Origin of the sequence: Prescottella subtropica, from assembly GCF_005434945.1 — a bacterium.
In the GTDB taxonomy this organism is placed as follows: domain Bacteria; phylum Actinomycetota; class Actinomycetes; order Mycobacteriales; family Mycobacteriaceae; genus Prescottella; species Prescottella subtropica.
The window spans coordinates 66,550-73,048 of record NZ_SKCH01000018.1; the positions used below are offsets into that span (position 1 = coordinate 66,550).

The window sequence follows — 6,499 nt, forward strand, 5'->3', positions numbered from 1 at the left end:
GCGCGGCACCCACCCCGACCGGCCTCTTAGCTCGATCGAAAGGACTTCTCCGATGACTCTTCCCACTGCTGCCCGCCGGACCGTGCTCGCCCTGGCCGCCGCTGCCGCCGTCGCTCTGACCGCCGCCTGCACCACCACGGCCGACCCGGCCGACGGCACCTCCATCGCCACCGCGACCACGACGGACGCCGCGCCCGGCGCGATCGACCGGGCGCCGGCCGAGTTCGTCACGTGGATCGACAGCGCACCGCTGCCGTGCCCGTCGTCGGCGGAGATCACCCGCGAGTTCATCGCCGCCCAGCTCGACATCGAATCCGGCTTCGACGCCGCCGCCGTCGGCCCGTCCGGGCAGGCCGGCGCCGCGCAGCTGCTGCCGAACGTCGCCGAGCTGCACGACGCCGACGGCAACGGCACCGCCTCCCCGTTCGACATCGGCGACGCCGTCCACACCCTCGCCCGGCTCGACTGCGCGATCGCCGAGCGCCTGACCGCCGCGAACCGCACCGCCGACGCCGCCTCGATCGCCGCCGCCTTCTACGCCGGCATCGGCGGCATGGACACCGCCGACGCCCGCGAGTACGCCCGCGCGGTCGCCGCCCGCATGTAGCGCACGGCGCGTGCGGTGTGCTCGAGGCCCGCGCTCTCACCGGCCTCACGAGAGGAGGCCCAGATGATCGACGATGCACCGCCCTACGATCCCGCCACCGGGGTGACCGCCGCCGAACTGCGCGGGGCACGTGCACGCTTCACCGCCGAGGACATCGCACGCGTGACCGACATCGAATGGCGCGGCCGCGCGATCGGCGGCGACTTCGACAGCGCGCACGACCGGCAGCTGTGGCAGCGCTGGTGCCGGTACGTCCGGGACCAGCGCGCCGGCGGATGGCAGCACCTGCTCGGCTGCGTGATGACCGCCGCCGCCTCGATCGCCCTCGTCGCCGTCGCGGCCGCCGCTGGTCGTGAATGGCTGCTGTCCCTGATTCCCTGACCACACGAGGAGAACCCATGCCCTACCCCGTCCCCGGCCGCGTCTACCACGCTCTGGTGAGCCTGTCCGGCCATGCTCCCGACAGTCCCTACGTCACCGTGATGGGCAGCAGAAACGGGCTGAACCTCGACGCGCCGAACGGGCAGTGCGCGAACGTGTTCAGCACTGCCGAGGCCGCGCACGAGTGGCGCGAGTCCCTGCCCGACGATGCGTTCGGCCGAGAGCTCGAGGTCATGGCCGTTCGTTGGCGCGGCGGCTGCGTCTTCACCCGGGCGACACGGGAACCGACCCACCACTAAGGTTGTCAGGTGACAACCAATGTGTTACTATTTGGTTGTCAACTAAAAAGTGGAGGTGCGGATTGCCGCAGAAGTTCAGGGGAATCGACCGGGACACCCGGACAGTCCTGAAAGTGCTCGAGAAGGCAGGATTCGAGATCGGAGCCACATCGGCCGGTCACCCAACAGTCCGCAAGGACGGACGGTTGATCACCACGTTCTCGAAAACCGCGAGCGACCGGAGAGCGTTCAAGAACGCACTCTCCGATCTCAAACGCGAGACCGGATTCCAGTGGCCACCGCGCCGCTGACATGAGAACGGGCCGGGGGTGTAGGTAGCACCCCCGGCCCGAACCTCATCTTCTCAGACACCCCGCACCCCACCCGCACGGAAGGAACCACAGACGTGGCCGCCCAGCCCTACAACATCGTCGCCGAACTCGACGCCGAGTTCACCGAGGACACCGCCGACGCGCTCCTGGAACCGATCGCCGACCACTCCGGAGCCGCCGGACGCTCCGAACTCGGCCGCACCGAGGTCGTGTTCACCATCCCCGCCGACTCGATCCGTCAGGCCACCACCACCGCCCTGGCGATCCTCGACACCTACCCGTGGCCGCTGCTGTCGCTGCGCGTCCTCACCACCGACGACTTCGACCGCCTCGTCGACGCCCTCGACGTCCCGCCGCTGCTGTCGGTCGCCGAAGCCGCCGACGCCCTCGGCGTGAGTCGTCAGGGCGTCCTCAAGGCCATCCGCGCGCACACCTTGCCCGCCACCCGCGTCGGCACCGTCTGGGTCCTGCGTGAATCCGTCGTCGCCGACCGCGCCCGCAAGGGCGCGTGAGAGAGGAGCCGCCGATGAACGACCACCAGAACGACGCCACGGACGGCCGTCCCCGTGATGCAGCGGTGACGGCCGTCGAACAGACCATCATCGACGTGCTCAGCGAGCACACCGCCGACTACCGGATCGCCCCGGACGACAGCGACCACGACGTCGTGGTCGTCTGCGACGGGCAGGACTGCGAACACTGGGTCGGCGCCGACAGCCACGAACACGCCGAGCACACCACCGGCATCCTGATCGCCGCTCTCACCGCCGCCGGCGTGACGATCGTCGAGTAGACGCACCCCCACTCGAACCATGTGGCAAAAACACGTCCCCCGGCCCGGGGGCGGCGTCGGTACCCGCTGCCAGGATGCGACACGTGAGCGGAGCCGATCGAGTATCGCGGCCCCGCAACAGCACACGAAGAAGGGAAAACCAGTGCCCGGCACTACCGTCATCACGCCGGCCGACCAGGAGTCGCCGGTGGTCGTTCACGTCCCGCACTCATCGCGGACGATCCCGCCGCAGATACGCGCGGATCTGCTGCTCGACGACGCGGCGTTGGCCGCCGAGTTGGACGAGGCCACCGACACCGCCACCGCCGACATCGCGGCCGCCGCCCTCGCACACGTCCGGTATCGGCCGACGCTGGTGGTCAACCCGTTCTCGCGGCTGGTCGTCGATCCGGAACGGTTCCCCGACGACACCCAGGAACCGGCGGCCGCGTTCGGGCGGGGAGCGGTCTACACCCGCACCTGCGGGGGCGCCCCGCTGCGCGCTGAGCCGTACCCGCAGGCGGGCGCGTTGCTCGAGTCGTATTTCCGTCCCCACGCGGACGCGGTCACCGACGCGGTTGCCGGCCGGTTGGCCGCGTGCGGGCGGGCGGTGGTGATCGATCTGCACTCTTACCCGGTGCTTCCGTCGGGGTTCGAGGACCCGGCAGCAGCGCGGCCGGCGTTGTGTGTCGGTACTGATCCGGTCCACACCCCCGACTGGCTCGAGACCGCCGCGCGTGGCTCGTTCGCGTCCCTCGGCGAGACCGGGATCAACACCCCGTATGCGGGCACGTATGTGCCGCTGCGCTGGTACGGCCAGGATCGGCGGGTGTCGTCGGTGATGATCGAGTTGCGCCGGGACACCTACCTCACCGACCCCCGCACTCCCGACCCCGCCCGGGTCGAGGAGTTGGGCCGCGCCCTGGCCACCCTGGTCGACACCATCACCGACCGGGTCTGCTGATGTGCAAGCCGAAGCCGGGGCCGCGCTGCACCCCACACATGCGCGAACGCCTCGACAAGGTCCTCGCCCGCGTCGCAGCGGCCCGCGCGAAACTCAACGAACACCCGAACCACACCCGGCTCCAACGCCGCCTCGACGCCGCTGAAGCCGACCTCGCCGAGACCTGGGAGCTGTACGACTCCACTCCGGGCGGTCAGGAGGACCTACAACGCGCGATCGACGCCACCGACGACCCAGACACCCGAGACACACTGACACGGCGCCTGGAAGCCGCCCAGCGCCTGCGCGCCGAACAGACCGAAGCACTGCGCCGCGCCCGCGCCGGCCTCCCCGGCGACGATGATGACAACCACGAGAACGGAGACACCGATGTACGACGAACCGATGACCCAGGAACGCCGGGAAGCGTTCTGGAGGCAGTACGGATGGAGCCCGGACCTGCCGGAAGCCCAGCGGACGGAGATCGAGCAGCGCTGGACCGATCCGAAGATCCAGGAAGCCGAAGCCCTCGGCTTCTGATCGACGGCCGCACCGTCGACCCGGTCGCCGCCCACGAGCTGCCCGCCACTGACCGCGACGACTTCGCCGCGCGGGGACTCTCTGCCCCGACGCTCTACGAACTCGCCCCCACCGACGCCGGCGTCTACCGAGCCCAGATGCTCGAGCTCACCCGAAAGAACCCCTACGCGGCGTCGGTGCACGTCTACGACGAGGGCGAATACCGGCAGATGCGCCTTCTGGTCACCGACGACGGCAAGGCCGGCGTATCCCTCAAGGGCGACGAGATCGTCTCGGCATACGCGCACAAGGACTGCGCCCACCCCAAGGCTGTGCAGTCGATGCTCCGGCAGGCGACCGACCTCGGTGGCCGCCGTCTCGACTGCTTCGACACCGTCCTGCCGGACCTGTACGCCGACGCCGGGTTCGTTCCCGTCGCCCGGCTGCGCTGGAACGACGACTACGCCCCCGACGGCTGGGACTACGACCAGTTCCGCACCTTCAACGGCGGCCGCCCCGACGTGGTGTTCATGGCCTACGACCCCGACCGGGTCGGCGGCGCCTACACCCCCGGCGCCGGCGACTACGTCGACGACTACGACGACGGCACCGACCGCGCGAAGAACTACACACCGCGCTGACCGGCCCCCCACGCCCCCACACCACCGCCTGGTGTGGGGGCGTTTTCATGCCCTGAACTGCGGAGATGACACGTCCCGGCGGGCGGTGAGGCCGGGAGTCGACGGCCCGGCGCCGTAGCGGAATGCGTCCCCCACTTGAACTATGCAATGTCACATTGTAAAGTTTAGGGCGGGAGAACGACCGGAAGGACCACACAGATGACCGCCACACACGCCCCGATCCACCCCGCCGACCAGGCCACCGAGTGCGACAGCCACTACATCGGCGGCACCGTCCGCGTGCGCCTGATGCGCGACCTGTCCGGCACCGACAGCTGGGTCGTCGACCCCGCCAGCTTCGGCACGTCCCTCGACCTCGAGCACCCCGTGGAGAACACCGAGTGCCGGTGCACCGACCCCGACGACTGCGAACGCATCCGCATGCGCATGTTCCTGGCCGACCTGCCCGACGGCGAGGAACTGATGCACATGCTCGCCGACTCCCTCGGCTACACGGTCACGAAAAACTGACCCGCCCGTAGCGCAAAAACACCGACCTACCTGCACAAACGACACGTCCCACGGGAAACCGCGGGAAGAACGGAGCCCCTGGTGAACTTCCCCCTCTCGCACATCGCACACGTCAACGCCGTCGAGGCCCGCGTAAGCCTCACGCAGCTGTCCAGCGGACCCATCGACGGCGGTCCGGGCGGCACCGTCTGGTTCTCTCTGCCTCGGGCGAAGGAGACCGGTGTGAACGCCTGGATCGATCCGCTGACCGGCGGCTTGGTCGTCGATGTGGAGCGGTGCTCGTTCGACGGCCCGATCGAGATCCGGATCGACTCGGAGACCGTGACCTGCGTCGATGGCACGTCCCGGGTGGCGGTCCCGGTCTGACGTACAGCGAGGACCGGCCCGAAGAGAGCGGGCCGGTCCTCGCTCGTCAGTCTGCCCGATCCCAGCCCCGGACGCCGACACCGGCTCGGGGCCGGCCACCTGAATGCCCGAGGAGGAACCGACACCATGAACGCCGTGACCGGCCTGCTGGCCCACCGCACCGGAGAGATCTGGACCACCACTTTCGTGTGCTCGTGTGGGGCTGTGTTCATTGCTCGCCGGCGGGTGGTGGGTGATGTCCGGAATCGGGCTCTGAACACGTCGGTGGATCTGGATTTCGGGGCGGCGCGTGCGTTCCGTCTGGAGCACCGCCCGCACATGTTGGTCCACGACGCCGCCGAGAACATGCTGTGACCTGCATTGATGACATGTCCCGCCGGTGGTGGCGGGGGAGGGGATGACGCTGATGGGTACGACGGAGAGCTGGACGGTGGAGATCGTGTGGACGGAGGTCTCGCATCACCGGGTGATGGTGAATGTGCCGCCTGGGCTGGATCTGACGAGTGTGGACCTGGGGGGCGCGCTCGCGGCCTTGTCGGATGTGGGGTTCACCGGGGTCGAGCGGGAGGGGATCACGGTTCGGGTCCTCGAGCTCGACGCGTCGGCCCCGAGGTTCGACCCGATCTGAAGGGTGCGGTGCCGGCCTGATGTGGTCGGGCCGGCACCGTCGGTGGGGCCGACGCAGCCCGCTCGGGCCGTGTTTGTGAATTGTGTTGTGGCGCAACAATTATGTTGAATGTGGGTGTGGGGCACATGATTCTGGCGTGTTTGCCTACCGGCATTTCGAGATGATCTCGAATCATGTTGGGGGAGATGATGTTAGGGGTTTCAGCCGTTCTCGGATGGTTTGGCGAGAGCGGGTGTCGTGGGGTATGATGAGTGCATGATTTCGGGACGGGTTGAGAGCAGCGCGACGGGCCGGCATGCGGCGCGCGCAGCGCGTCCCCGTCTCTCGTTCGAGTCTGGAGTCGATGCGGTGGTGACGATGAATTGTGTTCCTGGGCATGAAAACTCGGTTTCGAGCGGAGCGCAGCGACGCGATCGACGGCAGCGTGACGCCACCACCGTCGAGCCGCGCAGCGGCTCCCTGGCGGGGAGCGCAGCGACCCGCCCCGTCTCCCGGCGCGGAGCGCCGGGAGCAGCGCCGCGG

At 69.1% G+C, this 6,499-nt stretch carries 11 protein-coding genes; all 11 read left to right on the forward strand.

Annotation, left to right across the window (positions count from 1 at the left end; translation table 11 throughout):
* Positions 1-52 precede the first annotated feature (52 nt).
* Entirely contained in the window at positions 53-607 is a 555-nt protein-coding gene (locus E0497_RS15315) for a lysozyme family protein (protein ID WP_137725649.1), read from the forward strand.
* A gap of 63 nt (positions 608-670) precedes the next feature.
* A complete protein-coding gene (locus tag E0497_RS15320; protein WP_137725650.1) occupies positions 671-988 on the forward strand; it encodes a hypothetical protein in 318 nt (105 codons plus the stop codon).
* 17 nt (positions 989-1,005) lie between these two features.
* Positions 1,006-1,287, forward strand: a complete 282-nt coding sequence (locus tag E0497_RS15325; RefSeq protein WP_137725651.1) for a hypothetical protein — start codon at positions 1,006-1,008, stop codon at positions 1,285-1,287.
* Between the two features lie 385 nt (positions 1,288-1,672).
* Positions 1,673-2,110, forward strand: a complete 438-nt coding sequence (locus tag E0497_RS15330) for a helix-turn-helix domain-containing protein (protein ID WP_137725652.1) — start codon at positions 1,673-1,675, stop codon at positions 2,108-2,110.
* Between the two features lie 14 nt (positions 2,111-2,124).
* Complete coding sequence (locus E0497_RS15335; RefSeq protein ID WP_137725653.1) at positions 2,125-2,391, forward strand: hypothetical protein; 267 nt, start codon at positions 2,125-2,127, stop codon at positions 2,389-2,391.
* Between the two features lie 142 nt (positions 2,392-2,533).
* Positions 2,534-3,334 (forward strand): N-formylglutamate amidohydrolase, encoded by an 801-nt coding sequence (locus E0497_RS15340; protein WP_241665915.1) that lies wholly within the window; start codon positions 2,534-2,536, stop codon positions 3,332-3,334.
* A 38-nt stretch (positions 3,335-3,372) separates the two neighbouring features.
* Positions 3,373-4,473 (forward strand): hypothetical protein, encoded by a 1,101-nt coding sequence (locus E0497_RS20880; protein ID WP_241665916.1) that lies wholly within the window; start codon positions 3,373-3,375, stop codon positions 4,471-4,473.
* Positions 4,474-4,671: 198 nt separating this feature from the next.
* Positions 4,672-4,983, forward strand: a complete 312-nt coding sequence (locus E0497_RS15350) for a hypothetical protein (protein WP_137725656.1) — start codon at positions 4,672-4,674, stop codon at positions 4,981-4,983.
* Between the two features lie 81 nt (positions 4,984-5,064).
* On the forward strand, positions 5,065-5,349 hold the full coding sequence (locus E0497_RS15355) for a hypothetical protein (protein WP_137725657.1): 285 nt from the start codon (positions 5,065-5,067) through the stop codon (positions 5,347-5,349).
* Positions 5,350-5,484: 135 nt separating this feature from the next.
* Positions 5,485-5,703 (forward strand): hypothetical protein, encoded by a 219-nt coding sequence (locus E0497_RS15360; protein ID WP_137725658.1) that lies wholly within the window; start codon positions 5,485-5,487, stop codon positions 5,701-5,703.
* 52 nt (positions 5,704-5,755) lie between these two features.
* Positions 5,756-5,977, forward strand: coding sequence for a hypothetical protein (locus tag E0497_RS15365; protein WP_137725659.1), 222 nt, complete (start codon positions 5,756-5,758; stop codon positions 5,975-5,977).
* The last annotated feature ends 522 nt before the right edge of the window (positions 5,978-6,499 follow it).